Origin of the sequence: Sphingopyxis sp. PET50 (genome assembly GCF_025244705.1) — a bacterium.
Classification (GTDB): Bacteria; Pseudomonadota; Alphaproteobacteria; order Sphingomonadales; family Sphingomonadaceae; genus Sphingopyxis.
Window position 1 is genome coordinate 3,506,164 of sequence record NZ_CP104207.1, and the last position, 21,273, is coordinate 3,527,436.

A 21,273-nucleotide genomic window follows, 5' to 3' on the forward strand; every position below is an offset into this window, starting at 1 on the left:
GGGAGCTCCTATTGGTTCCGGTTCGCCTTTTCGGCGTGGCCCGAGGTGCCGTGGCGGCGGTCGAGTTCGGCGGCGATATCGTTCCACGACAGGCCGCGGTCGGCGAGCAGGATGGTGAGGTGGAAGACGAGGTCGGCGGCCTCGTCGAGCCAGCGCCGCGTCATCCTCGGTCAGCGCGGCGATCACCGTCTCGGTCGCTTCCTCGCCGACCTTCTGCGCGATCTTGCGGCGGCCTTTCGCCGCGAGGCTCGCGACATAGGAGGCCTCGCCGTCGCTGCAGCGGCGAGCCGGTCGTTCACCACCGCTTCGAGCCGTGTCAATGCTTCGCCGATCGCCATGCAGAAATCCTTTGGCCGCAAAATACCCCGTTTGCCCTGAGCTTGTCGAAGGGCTGTCCTTTCTTTCGGGCGCCGGAAAGAAAGAACGGTGCTTCGACAAGCTCAGCACGAACGGACGAGAAGTTGCGCGATGGCCTAGCGGCGGGAAAGCCGCTGGACAAGGCACGCCGGCTTCGGTCAAAGGCGCGGATGGCCGAGATCAAGCTCCATCCCGATTGGCTCGCGCGCATCGGCGGCGAGTTCGAGCAGCCCTATATGGGCGAATTGAAGGCGTTCCTCGCCGCCGAGCGCGCGAAGGGCAAGAAGATCTATCCGCGCCCGCGCGACTGGTTCGCGGCGCTCGATGCCACGCCGCCGCAGGACGTGCGCGTCGTGATCCTGGGGCAGGATCCCTATCACGGCCCCGGCCAGGCGCACGGCCTGTGCTTTTCGGTCCAGCCGGGCGTGCGCCCGCCCCCGAGCCTCGTCAACATCTACAAGGAATTGCAGGACGACCTCGGCATTCCGCCCGCACGGCACGGCTATCTCAAGCATTGGGCGGAGCAGGGCGTGCTGCTGCTCAATGCCGTGCTGACGGTCGAGGCGGGGCAGGCGGCGTCGCACCAGAAGCGCGGGTGGGAGCGGTTCACCGACGCCGCGGTCGCGGCGGTCGCCGCCGATCCGGCGCCCAAGGTCTTCATCCTGTGGGGCAGCCACGCGCAGCGCAAGGCCGCCGACGTGCCGGGGCTCGGCCGCGGCGGCCCGCACCTGATCCTACGCGCGCCGCACCCCTCGCCGCTGTCGGCGCACAATGGCTTTTTCGGGTCGAAACCGTTCAGCCAGGCCAATGAATTTCTCGGCGCGCACGGCCGCGGGACGATCGACTGGCGATTGCCCGACGTTCCGGACGCATGAGCCTGCTGGCCGATCCGGCGACGCTCGCGGTGCTGGTCGTCGCGGTGATCCTGCTCGGCATGGCGAAGGGCGGGCTGGCCGGGGTCGGCGCGCTCGCGACCCCGCTCGCCGCCCTCGTCCTGCCGCCCGCGACGGCGGCGGCGCTGCTGCTGCCGATCCTGATCGTGCAGGATGTCGTCAGCGTGTGGGCGTTCCGCAAGACGTGGGACGGCTGGATCATCGGCTGGATGCTGCCCGGCGCGGCCGCCGGAGTCGCGGCGGGCTGGTTCTATGCCGACCGCGTGAACGAGGCGCAGCTGATGGCGGCGCTCGGCGCGATCACCCTGGCCTTCGGGCTCTATCGCCTGTGGGTCGAACGCGGCGGGCGCATCGTCGCGGCGTCGCGGTCGCCGGGCTGGGTCGGCACCCTGTTCGGCGCCGCGATGGGCTTCGTCAGCCAGATCGCCCACGCCGGCGGGCCGCCGTTCCAGATGTGGGTGACGCCGCGCCAGCTGCCGCACCTGACCTTCATCGGCACCAGCGCGATCCTGTTCGCGATCGTCAACTGGATGAAGGTGCCCGCCTATCTCGCGCTCGGCGCCTTCCCGCACGAGGTGGTGGTCGCGGCGCTGCTGCTGATGCCGCTCGCGATCGTCAGCACGCTGGTCACGGTGCGCTGGCTGAAGCGGATGGACCCCGCGCGCTTCTATGTGATCGTCTACGTCCTGATGGTGCTGCTCGGCGCGAAACTGCTGTGGGACGGGGTCTCGGCATGAGCGCGCCGGCCGGAAACAGGCGACGCGCGCGCGTCTTGCGCCTATGGTCGCGGCCAGCATGGACACAGGCGTCTTCCCTCTCGAAGGTATTGATGATGGCCAAAGGCCAGAAGAAAACGAACCGCGAAGCCCGCAAACCCAAGGCCGAAAAGCCCAAAAAGTCCAACGCGAGCAACCCGTCGACCAAGGCCGGGGTGGTTGCGGGGCTCGACAATATGAAGAAATAAGGCGGCGGTGTCGGCGGAGGAAAGCGGCGTGACGGCCCCGCCCGTCATCCTCGTCGACGCCGACGCCTGTCCGGTGAAGGACGAAATCTACAGGGTCGCGTGGCGGCACGAGGTCGCGGTCAAGGTGGTGAGCAACAGCTCGACTGCGCGTGCCCGAGCATGGGCTGATCGAGCGCGTGGTCGTCTCGGACGGCTTCGATGCCGCCGACGACTGGATCGCCGGGGCGGCGACGGCGCGCAGCATCGTCGTCACCGCCGACATCCTGCTCGCCGACCGCGCGCTGAAGGCCGGGGCCACGGTGCTTGCGCCGACGGGCAAGCCCTTCACCCCCGCCTCGATCGGCCCCGCCATCGCCACGCGCGCGATCATGGCCGACCTGCGGTCGGGGATGGGCGACGGCATCGGCGGACCGCCGCCCTTCTCCAAAAGCGACCGCTCGAACTTCCTGCAGGCGCTCGACACCGCGCTGGTGCGGCTGAAACGCGCAATTTAGCCGCTATCTTAACCCCTGTTGGCGCAAGGAGGCGTTATGCCGCTCCGCAATCGCACCTTTCTGCTCGGCCAGATTCGCCTGTCGGTGGCCGTGGTCGGCTTTGCGGTCTTCTCGTCGCTCGCGATCACCTATCTCAGCGGAGCCGACGACATGCCGGGCGACGGCCGACGATTGCCTACTGGATGGCGCTGCTGATCCCGCTGCTGGTCGCCAGCGTCACGATGATCATCGTCGGACGGCTGAGCTATCGCCACCATCAATTGCTTCGCACCGTCGAATATCTGGCGCATCGCGACGATCTGACCGGCCTGCTCAACCGGCGCGCCTTTCGCGAGGCGGCCGATGCGCGGCTTGCCGCGCGGGCGCCGCAGTTCGTGACCCTGCTGCTGATCGATGTCGATCATTTCAAGCGCGTCAACGACGGCTATGGCCATGACGCCGGCGACACGGCGCTGCGCCATGTCGCGGCGGTGCTGGAGCGTATGGCGCCGGAGGGCGCGTCGGTCGCGCGCTGGGGCGGCGAGGAATTCGCGATGCTGTGCGACTGGGACGATCGGCTTCGTCTCGCCGACGGGGTTTGCGCCGCAGTCGCGAACAGCCCGTGCGACTATGACGGCCAGATGATCGCAATGACGGTCAGCATCGGCGTCGCGACCGGCACCGGCGCGACGATCGCGCCATTGCTCCGGCGCGCCGACGCCGCGCTCTACGACGCAAAAGGCGATGGCCGCAACCGCTGGACGATGGCGGCCTGACGCCCGGCGAACCCGCGCCGGGCCTTTTTTTCGCCGCGTCGGCGCCTCGCGAAATTTTTTCCTGCCAGTGACGACGATCACGGCGCGCGCCCGGGTGCGCGTTCATAAGCGGGCCATCGGGAAAGACCCGGACACCTATTCGACCGAAACACCCAAGTTTGAACCGAACGGAAGGAAGAATGACATGACCAGGAAGCTGATCCTCGCCCCCGTCCTCGCGCTCACCGTCGCGCTGTCGGCGACCTCCGCCATGGCCCAGTCGGCACAGCCCGCCGCCGATGCGGCATGACGATTACCAACGGCCCGGTGAATGTGCTGATCGGCCTGCTGCTCCCCGCCGTCCAGAAGGTCCGCGAAGCCGCCGCGCGCATGAAGTGACACCCCCGGGCCCCGGCCTAGCAATCGGGCCTACCGGAGAACCGATGACATGGAAAGACGATTTTCGTCCCCGGTTCCGGCCCTCCGTCCGGTCCGGGTCCAGGGAAGCCCTTCCGCCGCAGCGACCCCGGCGGGAGGGCTTTTCCTGTGGCGATTATACCGTTGCAAACTCAAGCGGGCTGAGGAGATCGGGGTGGGGAGCGGACAATTGAGGAATGAACTGGCCTCCCCTCCCGCAAGCGGGAGGGGCAGCGAGACTTACGAGCTTGCTCGTTAGGCTCAGGACTCATTAAATCCAAAAGAGGAAGATGGCGGCGAAGGTGATGGCTGCGAGGAAGATGTCGGCACATCGGTCGTAGCGGGTGTGGATGCGGCGCCAGTCCTTGAGGCGAGCGAAGAGGTTTTCGATTTTATGTCTCTGGCGATAGAGACTTTTATCGTAGCAGTTCTGGACCTTATGGCTGCGATGGGGCGGGATGCAGGCCGCGATGCCCCTGTCGGCGAGAGTTTTGCGGAACCAGCGCGAAGCATAGGCTCGATCGCCGATGAGGCGTTCGGCTTCGGGCATGATCTTGACCAGAGCCTCCGCACCTTTGTGGTCGCTGCGCTGGCCTTCGGTGAGGTGGAGCCGCAAGGGACGTCCCCGGCCATCGCACAGCACATGCAGCTTGGTGGTCAGCCCGCCCCGGCTGCGTCCGATACATCGGGGTAGAGCCCCTTTTTGAGCAGGCTGGCGGCGGTGCGATGCGCCTTGAGGTGGGTCGCGTCGATCATCAGAACCCCGTCGCCATCCCTGGCCAGTTCGGCGAAGATACGGTTGAACACCCCTAACCGGCTCCAGCGGATGAAGCGGTTGTAGATCGTCTTGTGCGGCCCGTAGCCCGTCGGCGCGTCGCGCCAGCGCAGACCGTTGCGGATCACGAACAAGATCCCGCTCAATATCCGACGGTCATCGACCCGCGGCACTCCATGCGACAGCGGAAAATACCCCTCGATCCGGCGCATCTGCGCCTCACTCAGCAGCAACAAGTCACTCATGGCAGCACCTCCGGCCACCTTGAATCAAACCCGAACCTAACGCGCAAGCATTTTAATAGGTCCTGAGCCTAGCAAGAACCGTTTGCCCTGAGCTTGTCGAAGGGCCGTTCTTCCCTTTTGGCGCCGCAGAAAGAACGGTGCTTCGACAAGCTCAGCACGAACGGAGAGGATAAGCCCCTCCGCGTCTCCGCGTGAACGATTGCCAAGGTTTGTTTGGTAAAGCGACGTCGCCGACCCCTCCACCACTCGCTTCGCGAGCGTTCCCCCTCCCCAACGCTTCGCGATGGGGAGGACCTTGTTGACTTGCCAAGCTCGCTCCACCCCGCCATCGCCCCCTCCATGCTTTCGCGTATCTTTCCCGACCGCTTCGTGCCCTTGCTGCTCGCGACGATCCTGCTCGCCAGCCTGCTGCCGGTGCGCGGCGCGGCGGTGCCCGTTGCGCAGGGGATTTCGACCGCGGCGGTCGTTTTTCTCTTTTTCCTCAACGGTGTACGGCTACCGCGCCACGAGGTGCTGCACGGCATCCGCAACTGGAAATTGCAGGGCGGCGCGCTGGCCTTCTCTCTCGGGATCATGGCGCTGTTGGGGCTGGGCGCGCAGGCGGCGGCCGCGCCTTTCCTGCCCGCGACGCTGGCGCTCGGTTTCCTGTTTCTCGGCATCCTGCCCTCGACCGTGCAGTCGGCGACCGCCGCGAGCGGGCTCGCGGGCGGCAATGTCGCGGCGAGCGTCGTCGCGGCGGCGCTGCTCAACCTGACCGGGGTGGTCGCCTCGCCCCTGCTCTTCGCGGGCCTCGCCGGAAGCGCGGGCGAGATTCACGGCGAGGCGGTGCTGCGCATCGTCGCGATCCTGCTGCTGCCCTTCATCGCCGGCCAGTGCGTGCAGACATGGCTGCGGCCGTGGGTGCTGGCGCACAAGGGGCTGGCGACCGTCATGGACCGCAGCGCGATCGCGATCGCAGTCTATGTCGCCTTTTCGGCCGCCGTCGTCGCGGGCATCTGGGCGCTGCTCGACGCGCGCGAGATCGCCATCGTGTTCGGCATCGTGGGCGTGCTGCTCGGGCTGGCCTTCGGCGGTGCGTGGGCCTTCGGCGCGCTGCTGAAGCTGGCGCGCGCCGACCGCATCACCCTGCTCTTTTCGGGCGCGCAAAAGAGCATCGCGGTCGGCGCGCCGCTCGCCGCGACGCTGTTTCCGCCCGCCATCGCGGGCATGGTACTGGTGCCGATCCTTGTCTATCATATGGCGCAGCTGATCCTGTCGGCCTGGCTGGCGCCGGTGCTGAAGGGGTCGGATCAAGTGTAATGCTTGAATAACACAGTGCCGCATGCCATATAGGGGCCGGCACGGGGCCTGAAAGGAACAGGAATGAGCGAGCAGACCGCCACCGCGACGGCGACCGACGAACTGAAGCTGACCCCGCCCGATCCGGTGCCCGTGGTGTCCCCCGAAAAGGCCGCGGGGCTGGTGTCGCTGTCGACCGAGCAGAAATCGAAGCTGGAGGAACGCGTCGACGGCTTCATCGACGATCTGGTCGCGCAGGACGAGAACAGCCCCGAATTCGGCCAGCGCATCGACCAGATCACCAATATGGGCCGCAAGGAGATGCTGGAGGCGGCGAACCAGTCGAACCGCTTCCTCGACCGGCCGATCAAGGCGATGGACCGCGACAGCGACATCGGCATGAACCTGATCGAACTGCGCAACACCGTCGAACGGCTCGACCCGTCGGCGAACGGCAAATTGCTGTCGAAGCGCGGTTTCCTCGACAAGATCTTCGGGAGCAGCGTCACCAATTATTTCGCGCAATATCGCAGCGCGCAGACGCATATCAGCGGCGTGCTGACCGCCCTGTCCAACGGCAAGGACGAATTGCTGATGGACAATGCCGCGATCGACGTCGAGCGGCGCAAGCTGTGGGAGGCGATGGGCAAGCTGGAACAGATGATCCACATTGCCCGGACGCTCGACGAACGGCTCGAATCGAAGGCGATCGAGCTCGACACGACCAACCCCGCCAAGGCGAAGGTGCTGCGCGAAAACGCGCTCTTTTACGCCCGCCAGCGAACGCAGGATTTGCTGACGCAAATGGCGGTGACGGTGCAGGGCTATCTCGCGCTCGACCTGGTCAAGAAGAATAATATCGAGCTGGTGAAGGGGGTCGATCGTGCCAGCACGACCACCGTCGGCGCGCTGAAGACCGCGATCACCGTCGCGCAGGCGATGACCAACCAGAAGCTGGTGCTCGAACAGATCACGGCGCTCAACACGACGACCGCGAACATCATCGACGGCACGTCGAAGATGCTGAAGGACAATACCGCGCGCATCCACGAGCAGGCGGCGTCGAGCACCATCCCGATGGAGACGCTGAGCCGCGCCTTCCAGAATATCTATGACACGATGGACGCGATCGACACCTTCAAGCTGAAGGCGCTCGACAGCATGAAGACCACCGTCCAGTCGCTGGAGGGCGAAGTCGCGAAGTCCAAGGGCTATATCGCGCGCGCCGAGGGCGCGAGCCAGGCGCAGGCGAGCGTCGGCGGGGCCGACAGCCCGCTCGCCTCGCTCGAAGCATGACGACGATGACGATGAGCGAGGTCGACAAGGTCCGCCTGCTCGGCAATGCCGCGATCGAGCGGTCGCGCGAGCGCCGCCGCCCGATCGGGACCAAGAGCGTCGCGCTGCGCCGCCAGCATCTGTTCAAAAAGCTGGGCCGGGTGCTGATCGCGGGTGGGGTGGTGCTGCTCGGCGCCGCGCTGTTCGGGGCGCTGATCCAGCCGCTCGGCTTCACCGGATTGCTCGCGCTGTTCGTGCTGCTGATCGGCGTCGCGGTGCTGTTCGGGCGCACGCCCTTTCCCGAGCCGCGCCAGGCCGATCTGCCCAAGGCCGACCTGAAGCAGCTCGCCGGACGCACCGAAATCTGGCTGGAGGCGCAGCGCCCCGCGCTGCCCGCGCTGGCGCGCCAGCTCGTCGACGGCATCGGGGTGCAGCTCGACCTGCTCGCGCCGCAGCTCCAGACGCTCGACGCGTCGAGCCCGGCGGCGGCGAATATCCGCAAGCTGGTCGGCGAGGATTTGCCTGAACTGGTGGCGGGTTATCAGCGCATCCCCGCGGGCCTGCGCGGCGAGGCGCATGCGGGGCGGACGCCCGACGAGACGCTGCTCGGCGGGCTCAAGACGCTGGAGAGCGAGATCGGCCATGCCGCGCGCAGCCTGGCGGCGGGCGAGCTCGACAAGCTGGCGACGCGCGAACGCTATCTGCAGCTCAAATATCAGGGCGTCGGCGACGAGGACGGCTCCGCGGCGCTCTGACATCCGATTGTCCCCTTCGGGCAGGTCATTGTTCCCCGGCGCAAGCCGGGGTCCAGATGGCAGAGCGCCACCCGTCATGGGTCCCGGCTTGCGCCGGGGAGCAAACACGTGCGTGTCGCAAGGGGATCATCGCCAAATTGTGTGCGGCTTACTGGCGGTTAACGCTGTGACCCTATAGGAACAGGCTTTCCGGAACCGGGTTTCGGGAGGCGCAGTTGGACGAGATCACGGACGGGCCGCGAATCGGCGGCGGCAGCGAGGGCGCGACGGAAGGCGGCCGGGGCCGCGCCGCGTTCGTCCTTTTCCTGCTGGTCTTCGTCGCCTGCCTGTTCGGCATCTATACCCGCCCGCTCGGTTTCCTCGCCAATCTGTGGCCCGCCAATGCGATCATGCTCGCCTTCCTGCTCCGCAATCCGGAGAGTCGGGGCTGGCTGAGCTGGTTGGCGGGCGCCGCCGCCTATCTGGCCGCCGACCTGCTGACCGGGGCGACGCTCGCCAAGGCGCTGCTGCTCAACAGCGCGAATCTGGCCGGCATCGCGTCCGCCGCCGCCGTTTACGCGCGCCTGCCCGCCGACATGATCCGGCTGCGGCAGCCCGCATCGATGCTCTATCTCGTCTTCGCGGTCGCGATAGGCAGCGCCATGGCCGGCCTGATCGGGGCGGTCGCCAATCCGTGGCTGTTCGGGCGGTCCTTGCTGTCGGGGTGGATTTTCTGGTTCGCGACCGAATTCGTCAACTATGTGACGATCCTGCCCCTGCTGCTGTCGGCACCGGCGCCGGGCGCGTTTCGCGCCGCCGTCCGCGACGGGCTGCGCGCGCTGCCGCATGGCGGGCGTCCTGCCGGTCGTCGCGCTGGCGCTGTCCTGCCTGCTCGCGGCGATCGTCGGCGGACCCGGCGCGATCGCCTTTCCGGTTCCGGCCCTGCTGTGGTGCGGTCTGACCTATCGCGTCTTTGGCGCCGCCCTGTTGACCTTTCTCTATGGCAATTGGGCGCTGGTCGTGCTCGCCGGCGGAACCGGCGCCGATGCCGAAATGACGATGATCTCGATCCGGCTGGGCGCCGCCCTCGTCGCCATCGCCCCGGTCACCGTCGCCAGCATCGCCGAAAGCCGCAACGAATTGCTCGGCCGGCTGCGCCACATCGCCGCGCACGACCATCTGACCGGGACGCGGGCGCGCGGCGCCTTTCTCGACGATGTCCGGACCGCATTGGCCAACGCGCGCGGACCGGCGGCGGTGCTGATGGTCGACATCGATCATTTCAAGGCGATCAACGACAATCATGGTCATGCCGCGCGGCGACCGGCTGCTCCAGTCCTTCGCCGACCGCGTGCGGTCCTGCCTGCGCGCGAGCGACCATTTCGGCCGCATGGGCGGCGAGGAGTTCGCCCTGTTCCTGCCCGCGACCACCCAGGCCGCGGCGTGCGAGATCGCCGCGCGCATCCTCGGTACGCTGCGCGACGATCCCTTCGTGGCGGACGGCGATCGCGCGATCGCCCTGACCGCCAGCATCGGCATCGCCTTTGTCGATGGACGGTCCCCGCGCGGCACTGGAGCCCCTGTTCGCCGCGGCCGATGCCGCGCTCTATCGCGCGAAGGGCGCCGGGCGGGACCGGGTCGAAGTCGCGCGGCACGACCCCGTCGCGCTGGCCGAGCTCGACCCGCCGCCCCGCGCGCGTCGCTTGCCAAGCGCCGGGACCGGCGCCACAAGGAGCGGCATGCTCGACCAGCTTCTCGCCCCCGAAAATGCGGTGTTCAGCGCCGCGCTGCTGCTGATGCTGCTGATCGGCGCGGTGCAGGCGCTGGGGGTCGTCGGCGATGTCGACGGCGCCGATGTCGGCGACCACGACGGCGACATCGGCGCGGCCGAGGCGCTGCTCGCCTGGGCCGGCATCGGGCGCGTGCCTTTCCTGATGTGGCTTGTCGTCTTCCTCGCCTTTTTCGGCGGGATCGGACTGGGGTTGCAGCAATTGCTCACCGCGCTGACCGGCGGGCCGGGATCCAACCTGCTGGCGGTGCCGGTGACCGCGGTCGCCGCGCTGCCCCCGACCGGCACCGCGGCGCGGGTGATCGCGCGGGTGTTTCCGGGCATCGAGACTACCGCGATCGACCGCGACGAATTGATCGGCACGCGCGCGACGATCACCGTCGGCACCGCCTCGCCGGGCAGCCCCGCCCCGGCCAAATGCATCGACCGCCACGGCCAGCCGCACCAGATCATGGTCGAACCCGACAGCCCCGGCCAGAGCTTCCAGACCGGCGAGACGGTGCTGCTGGTGGGGCGCGAGGGCGAGACCTTCAAGGGATTTTCCAACGGCGATTTCTATTTACCCCGTCTCGACTGACCCTAATATCGCCGCGGGAGACTTCCGACTCCGGAAGCCGAATCGCAGAAACGGGGCAGTTCCAAATCCATGATCGAAATTGGTATTTACGCCGGCATCGGCCTGGCCGTCCTCCTCATCCTCGGCCTCATCATCACGCGGCTCTATCGCCGCGCGACCAAGGAGATCGCCTTTGTCCGCACCGGATTCCGCGGCGAGCGGGTGATCATGAACGGCGGCGCGCTGGTGCTGCCGGTGCTCCACGAGACGATGCCGGTGAACATGAACACGGTGCGCCTCGCGGTCGAGCGCAAGAATGTCGATGCCCTCATCACGCTCGACCGGCTGCGCATCGACGTGAAGGCCGAATTCTACGTCCGCGTGCGTCCCGATGGCGGGTCGATCGCGATGGCGGCGCAGACTTTGGGCCTGCGCACGATGAACCCCGAGGCGCTGAAGGATCTGGTCGAGGGCAAGTTCGTCGACGCGCTGCGCTCGGTCGCGGCGGGCATGACGATGAACCAGCTCCACGAACAGCGCGCCGATTTCGTCCAGAAGGTGCAGCAGGTCAGCTCGAACGATTTGTCGATGAACGGGCTCGAGCTCGAATCGGTGTCGCTGACCGGGCTCGACCAGACCTCGATCGAGCATTTCAACGCCAACAACGCGTTCGATGCCGAGGGTCTGACCAAGCTCACCGAGCAGATCGAGCTGCGCAAGAAGACGCGCAACGACATCGAACAGGACACGCGCGTCCAGATCGAGACCAAGAATCTGGAGGCCGACAAGCGCAGCTTCGAAATCAGCCGCGACAATGAATTCGCGCGGCTGGAGCAGGAACGCGAGGTCGAGATGCGGCGCGCCGTCCAGGCGGCCGAAATCGCGCGCGAACAGGCGCAGCGCAACCAGGAGGCCGAGGGCGCGCGCATTCAGGCCAAGCAGCTCGTCGATGCCAAGCAGATCGAGGCCGACCGCGCGATCGAGGAAGCCCGGATCGCGCAGGAGCAGGCGGTCGAACTCGCGCGGCAGGAACAGCAGATCCTGATCCAGAACAAGAGCCGCGAGGAAAGCCAGGCGCGCGGCGAGGCCGACGCGGCGCGCGCGATCGCGGTCGCCGCCGAGGAACAGGTGTCGACCGCGCGCGAGACCGAGATCGCCGAGCGTTCGAAGCGCATCGAGCTGATCGAGGCGGCGAAGGAGGCCGAGCGGCAGGCGATTTCGGTGAAGGTCCAGGCCGAGGCCGAGAAGGAGGCGGCATCGAACCGCGCCGCCGCGCTGCGCTTCGAGGCCGAGGGCGAGGCCGACGCCGAGAAATTGCGTGCCGAGGCCGCGCGCGTGCGCTTCGAGGTCGAGGCGGCGGGCCAGCGCGCGATCAACGAGGCGGCGAACATCCTGTCGTCGAACCAGATTTCGCTGCAGACCAAGATGGCGCTGCTGAAAGTGCTGCCCGAGGTGGTACGCGAAGCCGCCAAGCCGATGGAGGCGATCGATTCGATCAAGATCGTCCAAGTCGACGGCATCACGCAGGGGAGCGGCGGCGCGGCCGACGGCGGCGGCGACGCTGGTGGTGGGGGGCGGCAACCTCGCCAGCAACGCGGTCTCCGCCGCGCTCGCCTATCGCGCGCAGGCGCCGGTGATCGACGGCTTGATGAAGGAACTGGGTTTCGACGGCGGCTCGCTCGACGCGCTGGTCCGGGGCGCGGCCGAACAGGCGCCGTTGCCCGCCGACGAAGCCCCCGCGAAGTCCGCGCCGCGGCGCCCGCGCGCGGCGGCGAGCGACGACGAGGAAAGCTGATCTTTCTTGGGCTTTTCAATCCCCGCCGCCTGGCATAGCGTCGCGCGGCGGGGACGGTCATGACGACAGCGACGAGCGACATAGGTGAAGGAGCGCGCTATCGCGCCTTCTTCAGCTATGCCCGCGCCGACGGCAAGCTGGCGGCGAAACTCCACCGCTTTCTCGACAGTTACAAGGTGCCAAAGGCCCTGCAGGGCATGGCGGGCAAGCGCGGGCCGGTGCCCGCGACGCTGCACCCGATCTTTCGCGACCGCGAGGATCTGGCCGGCGGCGGGGAACTGGGCGACCGGCTGCGCGCGGCGCTCGAATCGAGCGAGGCGCTGATCGTCCTCTGCACCCCCCATTCGGCGCGGAGCCATTGGGTCGACGAGGAAATCCGCCTGTTCCGCGCCAAGAACGGCAATGACGCAATCTTTCCCGTCATCGGCGACGGCGACCCCGACAGCGACGATCCCGACGTCCAGTGCATGCCGCCGGCGCTGCGCGAAACATCGGTGCTCGCGGCCGACCTGCGCGATATCCGCAAGGAAACGGGGCATATCGTCGGCGACGGCGCCGCGGGCGGGCGGCAGAAACTGCTCGCCGGGCTGCTCGGGCTCGACCTCGATCAATTGCGGCGCCGCGAGGAAGCGCGGCGGCGGCGGCAGATGGGCGCAATGGCCGCGGCGCTGGTGCTGTTCGTCGGACTGGCCGGAGTCGCGACGGTGCTGGGGTTCGCCGCGCGGAGCAGCGCGCGCGAGGCCGAACGGCAACGCGTGATCGCCGAGCAGCAGGCGGTGCGCGCGCAGAAGGGCGAAGCGCTGGCGCGGCAGCGCGCCGAGGCCGAGGCGCTGGCCCGCTCGCGCGAGAGCGCGGCGCGAAAGCTGGCCGACGAGCAACGCAGGCTGGCCGAACAGCAGCGCGCGCTGGCGCTCGCCAACGCCGCGGAGGCGCAGCGGCAGGCAGGGATCGCGCGCAGCAACGCCGCCCGCGCCGAGGCGCAATATGCCCGCGCACAGGGCGCGCTCGCCGACAGTTTCGCGCAGCGCGGGCTGGCGGCGGCCGACGGCGGCAAGACCGAGCTTGCGCTGCGCTATGCGCTGGCGGGGGCGCAGATTTCGCCCGCCAGCACCGGCTCAGCAGCGGGTCTTGCTCGCGCGGCTGACGAGCGCGCCGCAGCCGGGTGCCACGATAAAGATTACGACCAATTCGGTCGGTTTTCTGGCGATCAGTCCCGATGGGCGCCGCGTGATGACGTCTGGCCTCGACAAGGTCGCGCGCCTGTTTGACTCGACAAGCGGCAAGCGCATTTTTCAGCGGGGCGCCGCCATGAAAGCCGCAAATTCTCGCGCGTTGAACGCGGATCCGACGATTGGCGGAACGCGGCTGACCAATAACTGGTTCAGCGCCGATTCGAAGCGCTTCCTGATGACGCTGTCGGACGGCACGTTCGAGCTTCGAGATGCCGATACGGGCGCGATGATGCAACGCATCCCCGGGCATGCCGAAGCCGTCCTCTCGGCAAGCTTCAGCCCGGATGGCGAGCGCGTACTGACCGGTTCGCTCGACGACACCGTGCGTGTCTGGTCTCTGGCGGACGAACGGGAAATCATGGAGGCCCGGATCGAAGTGCCGAAGCTTCGATCCGCGGCCTGGGCGCCGGAGGGCAATGGCATCGTCTCCATGTCGATCGAACAGGGGTTGCAGCTGTGGCGCGACGGTAAATCCGTAGCGAGCCTGCCCAATCGTGATGCGAACAAAGGGGCGCTGGCGATCACCGCCGATGGCCTCCGGGCAATCGAGATCGACGAGGCCGGCGTCATCCGTCTGTCGCGCATGGCCGATGGCGAGACCGAGGTGAAGCTGGAGACGGGCGATGTCGCACGCGGCGCATTCGTGATCAGTGACGATTCGCGCTTTGTCGCAGTAGGGCGGACCGACGGCCATGTCGTGCTGTGGGACATTGCCACGCGCCAGCCACTGGCCGACTTCACGGCGCACAAGGCGTCGATTTCGGCGCTGGGGTTGAGCCCCGACAACCGCCTGCTTGCCACCGCAACCAACGATGGCGAGGTGCGGTTGTGGTATCTGGACCCGGTCTTTACCTCGTTCGAGCTGCTCGCCCGCGCGGCGTGCAGCCGGCTCGCGCCGGAAGCACAGCGTTTCAGCATCGACGAACGCGCCGGCGATCCGCTGATTGGCGCGATCTGGGGCACGCGCGAGGTTTGCGGGCGGTAGGGCGGATCGGACGTTGATCTCCCCTCCCGCAGGCGGGAGGGGCTGGGGGTGGGCAGCGACGTCGCAGACGCCCACCCCGCTGCGACTAACGAGCAAGCTCGCAAGTCTCGCTGCCCCTCCCGCCTGCGGGAGGGGAGATCGGTTCAGCCTTTCAACGTCCCCCTCCGCCCAAACCTTCCGCTAAACCCCGCGCCACCGCTGCGTGCCGCCGAACCACAGCAGCAGGATCAGCAGCAGCGGCGGCGCCAGCCCCCATTGCGCCGGGCCGGCGAGCGGGGCGAGCAAGGGGGTGGCCGAGAGCAGCCATAGCCCCGCCAGCAGCGCCGCGACCGCCAGCGCCTCGAACGCGAAGCTGGTCCAGAAGCGCGACCGGGCGCGGGCATAGGCGGCCCGCGCGTCGATCGCGCGGTCGACCTGAAGCGCGAAGGCGCGGTCGCTGGCGCGCTCGGGCGGCGCGAGCATCGCGGCCAAAAAGGCGTCGGGCATCGCATCCATCGCACTGTCGTCGGGTCCGGTCATGCCGCGCCTCCTTCGCCGATCAGTTTCTGCGCCTTGGCGCGCCCGCGCAAGACCAGGGATTTGAGCGTGCCGAGCGGCACCCCCATGATCTCGGCGGCCTCGCCGTGCGACCAGCTATGGCCGAAGCAGAGGGTGAGCGCGGCGCGTTCCTGCGCCGACAGGCCGGCGAGCAGCCGGTCGGCGTCGATCGCGGCGTCGGTCGCGGGGTGCGGGTTGCTGGCGGCCGGCGCGTCGTCGCCGCGCAGCGCGAGGGTTTCGCGCCGCTTCGCCGTGCGCCGCTGGTCGAGGAACAGGCGCCAGCCGATCCCCATGACCCACGCCGCATAGCTCCCCTGCCCGCGATAATCCCGCGCATGGCTCCACGCGCGGACGAAGGCCTCCTGCGCCAGATCGTCGCCGTCGGCCTCGCTGCCCGCGGCGCGCGACAGGAAGGCGCGCAGCCGCCCCTCGTGCCGCAGCACGAGGAGCTGGAAAGCGGCGCGATCTCCCCCGGCAACGCGCTGGTTGAGGGCCCAATCCTCATCCGAGTTCAGCGGCCCGATCCTCGGCAGCCGCGGCGCGCGCGAGGCGGCGGCGGACGAGCAGGGCGATGCCGACGAAGGCGGGGAAGAGCGCGGCGCCGAGCGGCGGCGCGGATCACCTGTTCGTGCCCCTGGATCAGCCCGAAACCCGCCATCGCGAGGCCGATCGCGAGCAGTACGAGGCCGTTGCGGTCCTCGTTGCTGGCGTTCGCGGTCGCGCCGCCCGCCGTCCATGGGCCGAGATGCTCATAGGGCTTGTTGAGCTTTTCGATCAGCGGGGAGACCGCGTCGGACTTCGCCTCGAGCGCGCGGCGGATCGAGCGGTGCATCATCCACGCATGGATCAGTCGCGCGAGCAGGAAGAAACCGACGACGAACAGCGCGAGCATCGTGAGATTGTCGAGCAGGCGGAAGAAGCTGTCGCTGATCGCGACCAGTTCGGTGGTCGGCGGCGGCGGCGGCATGAAAGCGGCGATATCGCGCGGGTCGATATAGGCGGCGACGTCGGACGGGCTGATCGACTGCGCCAGGCACCGTCAACGGGACGGTCGCCACGGCGGCGGCGGGCGGGGCCGCGGACGGCGCGGCGGTGGCGGCAGCCTGGGTCGCGGCCAGGATATGGAACATCGTCTTTCTCCCTGCATGCCCCGGGGGCATGGTGAAACCACAGGCGGCGACCGCGGGCAAGGCCGCTTGACCGGGCCGCCCCGGGGAGAGCGGAGGACCGGCCGGGAACCGCGTCGCGGTCGCCGCAAGGACCGGCTGTCAGGGCCGGTCAGGGAGTAGACGGTGCGGGGATGGGGTTTGGATGCGGGGGAGCGAATTTTTTCGCCCTCCCCTTCAGGGGAGGGCAGCGAGACTTACGAACTTGTTCGTTAGTCGCAGCAGGTGGGGTCCATCGGCCTCGCGCAAGGCCGCCGGACCCCACCCCAACCCCTCCCCTGAAGGGGAGGGGCTTTTAGCTTGCATTCCACCGCCCCCCGAGCGCGCGGAACAGGTCGACCTGCGCATCGGCGATCCGTGCATCGGCCAGCGCCAGCGCGCCTTCGGCCTCGGCGAAGGTGCGTTCGGCGTCGAGCGCCGCGAGGCCGTCGATCGCGCCTTCGCGCTGCTGGGCGCGGGTGATCTTCACCGCGATCCCGGCCTCGTCGCGCGCCGATTGCAGCGCGGTGCGTCGGTCGAGCATGTGCGCGTAGGACGACAGCGCGGTCTCGGTTTCCTCGAGCGCGCGCAGCACCGTGCCGTCGAAGGTCGCAAGCGCGGCCTGGCTGTCGGCCTCCGCCCCGTCGATGCGCGCCCGCGCCGCTTCCTGGTTGAGGAAATTCCAGCTGATCAGGGGGCCGAGCAACCAGCGCAGCGGCCCGCCGCCAAAGAGATCGCCGAGGCCCGAGCTGGTCTGGCCTACCGAGGCGCCGAGCGTGACCTTGGGGTAAAGGTCGGCGGTCGCGACGCCGATGCGCGCGGTGGCGGCGGCGAGGCGGCGTTCGGCGGCGGCCACGTCAGGCCGCCGCGCGAGCAGCGCGGCGCCGTCGCCGACCGGGATCGGCTGGTCGAGGCGCAAGGTCGTCGTGCGCGCGGCGGCAATCGGCGGCAGGTCGGCGGGGGTCCGCCCGGTGAGCGTCGCGAGGCGGAAGAGCGCCGCGTCGCGTTCGGCGGCGATCGCGGGGATGTCGGCGGCGCGCTGGTTGCGCAAGGCGGCGACGCGCGCGGTGTCGAGGCGGGTGGTGAGGCCTACCTCGGCGCGGCGCGCGGTGAGTTTCACCGACTGGTCGAGCAGCGCGACGATCCTTTCCGCAACGCCGAGCCGTTCGGCCGACGAAGCGGCATCGGCATAGGCGCGCGCGGTTTCGGCGGCGACGGTCACCCGGACAGCATCGGCATCGGCCTCCGCCGCCGCGACGTCGCCGCGCGCCGCCTCGACCCCGCGGCTGACGCGCCCGAACAGATCGACCTCATATCCGACGGTCAGCCCGGCATCGACCTGCCACCCCTCGCGGTCGGCGCCCGGGGGCACCGCGCCTTCGCTGGCGCGGCCATAGGTGGCGCTCGGCGCCGAGGTTGGTGCTGGGCAGCCGGTCGCCGCGCACTTCGCGCAGGCTCGCGCGCGCCTTGGCGATGCGTGCCGCCGCGACGCGGACGTCGGTGTTGGCGGCGAGTGCGTCGGCGATCAGGGTGTCGAGCACCGGGTCGTTGTAGAGCCGCCACCAGTTGGCGTCGGCGGGCGCGGTGCTGGTGACGCCTGCCCTGGTCGAGAGGAAGGGGCCGGACGCCGTCACGGGGGAGGGAGGGGCGACGAAGTCCGGCCCGACCGCGCACGCGGCGAGCGCGAACGCGGATAGGGTGGTGAGCATGGTGCGAAGGATCATCGGGGATCTCCTTTCTTGTATCTCAAAAGCAGCCCTGTGCCCCTGCGTAGGCAGGGGCCCATCACCGGTCGGTTCCGCCTTGCACGGGCCGGTGATGGGTCCCCGCCTTGGGGACACGGGGTGTCACTCGGCGGGCTGCAGCGCGGGTTCGGCATGACCGCCGCGGCCCCGGAGGGCCGCGATGCGGTCGCCAAGCGTGCGGCAGACGACATAGAAGGTGGGGGTGAAGAGCAGGCCGAAGGCGGTGACTCCGATCATCCCGAAGAAGACCGCGGTGCCGAGCGCCTGGCGCAGCTCCGCCCCCGCCCCGCTCGCGATCAGCAGCGGCACCGCGCCGAGGATGAAGGCAAAGCTGGTCATCAGGATCGGGCGCAGACGGTCGCGCGCGGCGCGCACCGCCGCCTCGACCGGCGACAGCCCGTCCTGTTCCTCGGCCTGTTTGGCGAATTCGACGATCAGGATCGCATTCTTCGCCGCAAGCGCGATGAGCACGACGAGCCCGATCTGCGTCAGGACATTATTGTCCATGCCGCGCAGGTTCACCCCGGCCATCGCCGCGAACAGGCACATCGGCACGATCAGGATGATCGACAGCGGCAGGGTGACGCTTTCATATTGCGCCGCGAGCACGAGAAAGACGAAGACCACCGCGAGGCCGAAGACCAAAGCCGCGGTGCTGCCCGCCGCCTTTTCCTGGAAGGCGATGCCGGTCCATTCGGTGCCGTAACCCTCGGGCAGCGTTTCCGCCGCGAGCTTTTCCATCGTCGTCAGCGAGGCGCCCGAGCTGTACCCCGGCGCGGTGTCGCCATCGACCTCGACCGCCGGGAAGAGGTTGTAGCGCACGACGCGGTATGGCCCCGTTTTGTCCCTGAAGGTCGCGACCGAGCCGATCGGCACCATCTGGCCCGAGTTCGAGCGGGTCTGGAGATTGGCGATATCGGCGACGGTGCGGCGATAGGGGGCGTCGGCCTGCGCGGTGACGCGATAGGTGCGGCCGAGCAGGTTGAAATCGTTGACGAAGGCCGAGCCGAGATAGACCTGCAACGCCTCGAACACGCGTTCGGGGGGGACGCCGAGCAGGTTCGCCTTGGCGCGGTCGATGTCGGCATAGACGCGCGGACTAGTGGTGTCGAAGAAGGTGAAGACCTGCGCCAGCCCTTCGGTCTGGTTCGCCTGACCGATCAGCTTGCCGCTTTCCTCGGCGAGCTTCTGATAGCCGTGGCCGCCGCGGTCCTGCACCATCATGCGGTAACCGCCCGCCGAGCCGATGCCCTGGATCAGCGGCGGCGGGATGACGATCACGCGCGCTTCGGTGATGTCGGCGACGTCGGCCCGCGCCTCCTCCATGATCTGCTCGAAGCTGACACCGAGCTTCTTCCTTTCCTCGAAGCTCTTGAGCGGGAAATAGGCGGCGGCGGCGTTGGGGGCGAGCGTCTGCGATGGGCCGTCGAAGCCCGCGAGCATCACCGATCCCAATATGCCGTCGTTGGGCAGGATGCGCCCCGCGACCTTGCGCAGCACCGCGTCGGTGCGCTCGACCGAGGCGCCCGAGGGGAGCTGGACGACCGCGAGGAAATAACCCTGGTCCTGCGCCGGGATGAAACCCGTGGGCGTCGCCCAGAACAGGCCGAGCGGTCGCTGCGATCAGCCCCGCGTAGGTCGCCATCATCTTTTTCGGCGCGCGGACGAATTTCGCGGTGAGCGCGGCATAGGTCTCGCCCAGCCGTTCGAAGCCGCGGTTGAAGGCATCGCCGGCGCGCCGGACGAGTTGCTGGACGCGGTTGCCCTCGCCCGCGCGGCGCGTGCGGCTTCAGCAGGATCGCGGCGAGCGCGGGCGACAGGGTGAGCGAGACGACCAGCGAGATGATCGTCGCTGTCGAGATGGTCACCGCGAACTGCTGATAGAAGGCGCCCGACAGGCCGGTGAGGAACAGGGTGGGCACGAACACGGCGCAGAGCACGAGGACGATCGCGACGAGCGCGCCCGACACCTCGTCCATCGAGGTCTTCGCCGCTTCGAGCGCGGAGAGGCCGCGTTCGAGGTTGCGCTCGACATTCTCGACCACGACGATCGCGTCGTCGACGACGATGCCGATCGCGAGCACCAGCCCGAAGAGCGACAGGTTGTTGAGGCTGTAGCCGAAGGCGGCGAGCACCGCGAAGGTGCCGACGAGCGAGATCGGGATCGCGACGATCGGGATCACCGCGGCACGCCATTTCTGGAGGAAGACGAGGATGACGAGCACGACGAGGATCATCGCCTCGATCAGCGTGTCCTTCACCGCGTCGATCGACTGCTCGATGAATTTGGTGGGGTTGTAGATGACGCGATATTCGAGGCCCTTCGGGAAATCCTTCGCCATCGCCTGCATCTCGGCCTCGACCGCCTCGGCGGCGGCGAGCGCGTTCGAGCCGGGACGCTGGAACACCGCGACGATCACCGTCGGGTCGCCCGACAGATAGGTGTTGCTGTTGTAATCCGACGCGCCGAGCTCGACGCGCGCGACGTCGGCGACGCGGACCTGGCGCCCGTCGGCGTCGGTGCGGATCACGACTTCGGCGAATTGCTGCGGGTCGACGAGGCGGCCCTGCGTTTCGACGTTGAGCTGATAGGCGCCGCCGCTGGCATAGGGCGGCTGGCCGAGCGAGCCCGACGCGACCTGGACATTCTGCGCGCGCAGCGCCGCGACGATCTCGCCCGCGGTCAGGTCGAGCTGCGCGGCGCGGCCGGGGTCGATCCACACGCGCATCGCATAGTCGCGCGCGCCGAACAGCCGCACGTCGCCGACCCCGTCGATACGGCTCAGCCGGTCGCGGACCTGGGTCAGCGCATAGTTGGAGATATAGCCGCGATCGAGCGACTTGTCGGGCGAGACGAGATTGACGACGGTCAGGAAGTCGGGCGAGGTCTTGCGCGTGACGACGCCGAGCCGCTGCACCTGTTCGGGCAGGCGCGGGACGGCGATGGCGACGCGGTTCTGCACCAGCACCTGCGCGGCGTCGAGGTCGGTGCCGATCCTGAAAGTCACGGTGATGGTGAGGTTGCCGTCGCCGGTCGACTGGCTCGACTGATAGAGCATGTTGTCGACTCCGTTGATCTCCTGCTCAATCGGCGCCGCCACGGTTTCGGCGACGGTTTCGGCCGAGGCGCCGGGATAGTTGGCGGTGACCGTGACCGTCGGCGGCACGATGTCGGGATATTGCGAGACGGGCAGCGACCAATAGGCGATCGCGCCGACGAGGGTGATGATCACCGCGATGACCGCGGCGAAGATCGGCCGGGTGATGAAGAAACGCGACAGGCGCATGACGGGCTCCCCTGTGGAGGATCGGAAGAATAATAT

The 21,273-nt window shown here is 68.4% G+C and carries 16 protein-coding genes and 7 pseudogenes; 15 read left to right on the top strand and 8 right to left on the bottom strand.

What is annotated here, in order from left to right:
- Positions 1–8: 8 nt before the first annotated feature.
- Positions 9–321 (bottom strand): annotated as a pseudogene (locus tag N0A20_RS18415) (phosphoribosyl-ATP diphosphatase).
- 206 nt (positions 322–527) lie between these two features.
- On the opposite strand from N0A20_RS18415, the gene ung reads away from it, so the two are divergent.
- The 6 genes and pseudogenes from ung to N0A20_RS18445 all read left to right on the top strand — a co-directional run bounded on the left by ung (position 528) and on the right by N0A20_RS18445 (position 3,463).
- On the top strand, positions 528–1,232 hold the full coding sequence (gene ung / locus N0A20_RS18420) for a uracil-DNA glycosylase (protein WP_260581740.1): 705 nt from the start codon (positions 528–530) through the stop codon (positions 1,230–1,232).
- Positions 1,229–1,987: a sulfite exporter TauE/SafE family protein gene (locus N0A20_RS18425; RefSeq protein WP_260581741.1), complete on the top strand. Its 759-nt coding sequence runs from the start codon at positions 1,229–1,231 to the stop codon at positions 1,985–1,987. Before ung ends, N0A20_RS18425 begins: the two co-directional genes overlap by 4 nt.
- Positions 1,984–2,214 carry a hypothetical protein gene (locus N0A20_RS18430; RefSeq protein ID WP_260581742.1) on the top strand — a complete coding sequence of 77 codons (231 nt, stop codon included), beginning with the start codon at positions 1,984–1,986 and terminating at the stop codon, positions 2,212–2,214. Before N0A20_RS18425 ends, N0A20_RS18430 begins: the two co-directional genes overlap by 4 nt.
- A 28-nt stretch (positions 2,215–2,242) precedes the next feature.
- A pseudogene (locus N0A20_RS18435) lies at positions 2,243–2,708 on the top strand (YaiI/YqxD family protein).
- Positions 2,709–2,744: 36 nt separating this feature from the next.
- Positions 2,745–2,903 carry a hypothetical protein gene (locus N0A20_RS18440; RefSeq protein WP_260581743.1) on the top strand — a complete coding sequence of 53 codons (159 nt, stop codon included), beginning with the start codon at positions 2,745–2,747 and terminating at the stop codon, positions 2,901–2,903.
- Positions 2,891–3,463 (top strand): GGDEF domain-containing protein, encoded by a 573-nt coding sequence (locus N0A20_RS18445; protein ID WP_260581744.1) that lies wholly within the window; start codon positions 2,891–2,893, stop codon positions 3,461–3,463. The genes N0A20_RS18440 and N0A20_RS18445 overlap by 13 nt, the downstream gene beginning before the upstream one ends.
- 667 nt (positions 3,464–4,130) lie before the next feature.
- Here the strand turns inward: N0A20_RS18445 and N0A20_RS18450 are convergent.
- Positions 4,131–4,879 (bottom strand): IS5 family transposase gene (locus N0A20_RS18450; RefSeq protein ID WP_260581745.1). Its coding sequence is split into 2 segments (ribosomal slippage): positions 4,131–4,552 and positions 4,552–4,879, totalling 750 coding nucleotides; the frame shifts between segments, so codons are not numbered across the junction.
- 339 nt (positions 4,880–5,218) lie between these two features.
- On the opposite strand from N0A20_RS18450, the gene N0A20_RS18455 reads away from it, so the two are divergent.
- From N0A20_RS18455 to N0A20_RS18465, 3 genes are all read left to right on the top strand, one after another.
- Positions 5,219–6,178 carry a bile acid:sodium symporter family protein gene (locus N0A20_RS18455; protein WP_260581746.1) on the top strand — a complete coding sequence of 320 codons (960 nt, stop codon included), beginning with the start codon at positions 5,219–5,221 and terminating at the stop codon, positions 6,176–6,178.
- Positions 6,179–6,241: 63 nt separating this feature from the next.
- Positions 6,242–7,453: a toxic anion resistance protein gene (locus N0A20_RS18460; RefSeq protein WP_260581747.1), complete on the top strand. Its 1,212-nt coding sequence runs from the start codon at positions 6,242–6,244 to the stop codon at positions 7,451–7,453.
- Positions 7,450–8,187, top strand: a complete 738-nt coding sequence (locus N0A20_RS18465; protein ID WP_260581748.1) for a hypothetical protein — start codon at positions 7,450–7,452, stop codon at positions 8,185–8,187. Before N0A20_RS18460 ends, N0A20_RS18465 begins: the two co-directional genes overlap by 4 nt.
- A 158-nt stretch (positions 8,188–8,345) precedes the next feature.
- Here the strand turns inward: N0A20_RS18465 and N0A20_RS18470 are convergent, their stop codons facing one another.
- Positions 8,346–9,014 carry a hypothetical protein gene (locus N0A20_RS18470; protein WP_260581749.1) on the bottom strand — a complete coding sequence of 223 codons (669 nt, stop codon included), beginning with the start codon at positions 9,012–9,014 and terminating at the stop codon, positions 8,346–8,348.
- A 211-nt stretch (positions 9,015–9,225) separates the two neighbouring features.
- On the opposite strand from N0A20_RS18470, the pseudogene N0A20_RS20850 reads away from it, so the two are divergent.
- From N0A20_RS20850 to N0A20_RS18500, 6 genes and pseudogenes are all read left to right on the top strand, one after another.
- Positions 9,226–9,471: pseudogene (locus N0A20_RS20850) on the top strand (GGDEF domain-containing protein); the annotation flags it as partial.
- Positions 9,472–9,475: 4 nt separating this feature from the next.
- Positions 9,476–9,661 (top strand): annotated as a pseudogene (locus N0A20_RS20855) (diguanylate cyclase domain-containing protein); the annotation flags it as partial.
- A gap of 244 nt (positions 9,662–9,905) precedes the next feature.
- Entirely contained in the window at positions 9,906–10,532 is a 627-nt protein-coding gene (locus N0A20_RS18485; protein WP_260583954.1) for a YqiJ family protein, read from the top strand.
- A gap of 69 nt (positions 10,533–10,601) precedes the next feature.
- Positions 10,602–12,306: pseudogene (locus N0A20_RS18490) on the top strand (flotillin family protein).
- 59 nt (positions 12,307–12,365) lie between these two features.
- Positions 12,366–13,574 (top strand): toll/interleukin-1 receptor domain-containing protein, encoded by a 1,209-nt coding sequence (locus tag N0A20_RS18495; RefSeq protein ID WP_260581750.1) that lies wholly within the window; start codon positions 12,366–12,368, stop codon positions 13,572–13,574.
- On the top strand, positions 13,537–14,523 hold the full coding sequence (locus N0A20_RS18500; RefSeq protein ID WP_260581751.1) for a WD40 repeat domain-containing protein: 987 nt from the start codon (positions 13,537–13,539) through the stop codon (positions 14,521–14,523). Before N0A20_RS18495 ends, N0A20_RS18500 begins: the two co-directional genes overlap by 38 nt.
- A 180-nt stretch (positions 14,524–14,703) precedes the next feature.
- On the opposite strand, the gene N0A20_RS18505 is transcribed toward N0A20_RS18500, so the two are convergent.
- From N0A20_RS18505 to N0A20_RS18525, 5 genes and pseudogenes are all read right to left on the bottom strand, one after another.
- Positions 14,704–15,042, bottom strand: a complete 339-nt coding sequence (locus N0A20_RS18505; RefSeq protein WP_260581752.1) for a hypothetical protein — start codon at positions 15,040–15,042, stop codon at positions 14,704–14,706.
- A complete protein-coding gene (locus N0A20_RS18510) occupies positions 15,039–15,503 on the bottom strand; it encodes an RNA polymerase sigma factor (protein ID WP_409574697.1) in 465 nt (154 codons plus the stop codon). Before N0A20_RS18510 ends, N0A20_RS18505 begins: the two co-directional genes overlap by 4 nt.
- A 68-nt stretch (positions 15,504–15,571) precedes the next feature.
- On the bottom strand, positions 15,572–16,027 hold the full coding sequence (locus N0A20_RS18515) for a hypothetical protein (protein WP_260581753.1): 456 nt from the start codon (positions 16,025–16,027) through the stop codon (positions 15,572–15,574).
- Positions 16,028–16,521: 494 nt separating this feature from the next.
- Positions 16,522–17,929 (bottom strand): annotated as a pseudogene (locus N0A20_RS18520) (efflux transporter outer membrane subunit).
- 123 nt (positions 17,930–18,052) lie between these two features.
- Positions 18,053–21,237: pseudogene (locus tag N0A20_RS18525) on the bottom strand (efflux RND transporter permease subunit).
- Positions 21,238–21,273 lie beyond the last annotated feature (36 nt).

Coding starts and splice junctions, on each gene's coding strand:
- ung (WP_260581740.1), top strand. CDS start 528: ATGGCCGAGATCAAGCTCCATCCCGATTGGCTCGCGCGCATCGGCGGC.
- N0A20_RS18425 (WP_260581741.1), top strand. CDS start 1,229: ATGAGCCTGCTGGCCGATCCGGCGACGCTCGCGGTGCTGGTCGTCGCG.
- N0A20_RS18430 (WP_260581742.1), top strand. CDS start 1,984: ATGAGCGCGCCGGCCGGAAACAGGCGACGCGCGCGCGTCTTGCGCCTA.
- N0A20_RS18440 (WP_260581743.1), top strand. CDS start 2,745: ATGCCGCTCCGCAATCGCACCTTTCTGCTCGGCCAGATTCGCCTGTCG.
- N0A20_RS18445 (WP_260581744.1), top strand. CDS start 2,891: ATGGCGCTGCTGATCCCGCTGCTGGTCGCCAGCGTCACGATGATCATC.
- N0A20_RS18455 (WP_260581746.1), top strand. CDS start 5,219: ATGCTTTCGCGTATCTTTCCCGACCGCTTCGTGCCCTTGCTGCTCGCG.
- N0A20_RS18460 (WP_260581747.1), top strand. CDS start 6,242: ATGAGCGAGCAGACCGCCACCGCGACGGCGACCGACGAACTGAAGCTG.
- N0A20_RS18465 (WP_260581748.1), top strand. CDS start 7,450: ATGACGACGATGACGATGAGCGAGGTCGACAAGGTCCGCCTGCTCGGC.
- N0A20_RS18470 (WP_260581749.1), bottom strand. CDS start 9,014: ATGCGGCAGCGCGCGCAGCCCGTCGCGGACGGCGGCGCGAAACGCGCC.
- N0A20_RS18485 (WP_260583954.1), top strand. CDS start 9,906: ATGCTCGACCAGCTTCTCGCCCCCGAAAATGCGGTGTTCAGCGCCGCG.
- N0A20_RS18495 (WP_260581750.1), top strand. CDS start 12,366: ATGACGACAGCGACGAGCGACATAGGTGAAGGAGCGCGCTATCGCGCC.
- N0A20_RS18500 (WP_260581751.1), top strand. CDS start 13,537: ATGACGTCTGGCCTCGACAAGGTCGCGCGCCTGTTTGACTCGACAAGC.
- N0A20_RS18505 (WP_260581752.1), bottom strand. CDS start 15,042: ATGACCGGACCCGACGACAGTGCGATGGATGCGATGCCCGACGCCTTT.
- N0A20_RS18515 (WP_260581753.1), bottom strand. CDS start 16,027: ATGCCGCCGCCGCCGCCGACCACCGAACTGGTCGCGATCAGCGACAGC.